This is a genomic window from Clostridium sp. MCC344, from assembly GCF_018785365.1.
Taxonomy (GTDB): Bacteria; Bacillota; Clostridia; order Lachnospirales; family Lachnospiraceae; genus Pilosibacter.
Genome location: NZ_WQPQ01000016.1, coordinates 1 through 1,651, shown reverse-complemented (window position 1 = coordinate 1,651; position 1,651 = coordinate 1). Strand labels below are relative to the sequence as shown.

General features: G+C 55.3%; 2 protein-coding genes and 1 pseudogene. All 3 read right to left on the bottom strand.

All coding sequences use genetic code 11. From position 1 onward, the window contains the following. A partial coding sequence (locus GPK90_RS03950; protein WP_215702226.1) for a type IV secretory system conjugative DNA transfer family protein occupies nucleotides 1-860 on the bottom strand: 860 nt, incomplete at its 3' end. Next, nucleotides 857-1,327 carry a PcfB family protein gene (locus GPK90_RS03945; protein WP_215696610.1) on the bottom strand — a complete coding sequence of 157 codons (471 nt, stop codon included), beginning with the start codon at nucleotides 1,325-1,327 and terminating at the stop codon, nucleotides 857-859. The genes GPK90_RS03950 and GPK90_RS03945, both read right to left, overlap by 4 nt. A 91-nt stretch (nucleotides 1,328-1,418) precedes the next feature. Beyond that, nucleotides 1,419-1,651: pseudogene (locus GPK90_RS03940) on the bottom strand (hypothetical protein); the annotation flags it as partial.

The following is a 1,651-nucleotide window of genomic DNA, read 5'->3' as shown; positions in this document are numbered from 1 at the left end:
TTTTTGAAGGTTTCGTCATCCTCCCGGACTTCCATGCTGTTTATCATTTCCACCAGCGTATTCATGTTGCGTTCTTCTTCCGGCCCCTCAAAGACGATGTAGGCCACAAGGGCGCAGTACAAGAGGGTTTCGGCTTTGGTCCAGAACTCGTCGCCCTCCTTGCCGTCGCCTTTGGTGTTGGCAATCAAGGCGGTAACGAATTTCAAAACATCGCTTTCCGTCTTGATATAGGCCAGCGGATTGTAGTGCATGGATTTTGAAAAGTCGATACTGTTGAACACCCGCACCCTGTATTTCTCCCGTTGCAGAAACCGCCCGCACTGGTCGAGGGTGCCGCCCTTCGGGTCTACCACCACATACGAGGAATGGGCTTGAAGGAGCTGCGGGGTCAGCCAGAACCTTGTCTTTCCCGAGCCGGACGAGCCGATGACACAGGCGTTTAGGTTCCGGGCATTGGCGGGTATCTTCGGACGGGTGTTCATGGTAAGGAACTCCGTCCCGGTCAGAATGACATTGTTCTGAAATTTTGGGTCAACAAACGGCTTTATATCCTCCTTTGTTCCAAAGCGGGCGGTGCCGTATTCCGCATCTCGCCGGAATTTTTTCGCCTGCCTGATCTTTGACTGTATCAGCAGATACACCCCAGCCGCACCGGCAAGGCCCACCAGCAGGTCAATACCTCCCAGCCCCGGCCAGTAGGTTTCAAAGGCTTTGGGGAAGGTATCGAGCATCCCCATGAGCTTTGTCCCGAAGTCTGTGCCGGGGGCGATCCGGTAGGCCGTCCCGATTTTGGAGAAGAACCAGAACACAAAGAGGTACGGCAGGTTTGGGAGTACATATTTTCTGATTTTGTCACTCAACGTCCGTCCTTCACCGCCTCTCTGGTTCGCTGCTTTTCCTTTGCCTGTGTCCTGATCTGCTCCGTGAATTTCCGAAGCTGGCCGAGGATGGAAGCCTTGTCCTGCTCTTTATTCAGCACCTTTGAGCTGTACTTCTGGAAGGCCGCCGTGATAGCGTCCGCCTGATTGGCTTTGAAAAACAGCAGGTAATGACCGGGGCTCACTTTATGGAAAGCGTAGTCCACATGGAACTCCTTCGCGATCCGGTCAAAATCCTTTGGAGCTCCCACATAGGGCATGGCACTTTTGCCGCCATAGTGGTTCATCAGCTTTTTCACGCTCTGGCGTCCCTGCGGGGTCAGCGCCTTCCGGTGGTGCTTTTGCAGCGCCCGAACCACCTTGCCAAGAGCGGCAGCCAGCACTTTTCCTGTGAGCTTCGTTGTCCTGATCGAAAGGGCAACCGTTTTTTGGTTTACTTCTTCCTGCATAAAACCTCCTTTCCGTCGGGGTTCCCGCTATCCGGGAGGCCCCCGTACAGTCTCGGGGAACAGAAAACCTCGGGCCAATGTGGCCCGAGGCTTACCGCTCGGCATCCCTGCCGGACGGAGCTTTCTTTTCCGGCTCCGTCTGGACTTTTTCGCCCTGTTCCCGCATGGTTTGCAAGATAGAGGGCTTCTTTTGAAGCTGGGAGGGCTTTTCGCTGGACAGCGGCTTGATACATTCCAAGCGGTCAGCCGCCCGGATGGCGTTGTCCGTGAGCTGCCTCTGCCATGCGCCCACGCTGGGAGCCCAGCGGAAACCGTTGCTTTTCA

Bases quoted from the DNA above. Each gene is read 5' to 3' on its own strand.
- GPK90_RS03945 (WP_215696610.1), bottom strand. From the start codon at position 1,327: ATGCAGGAAGAAGTAAACCAAAAAACGGTTGCCCTTTCGATCAGGACA.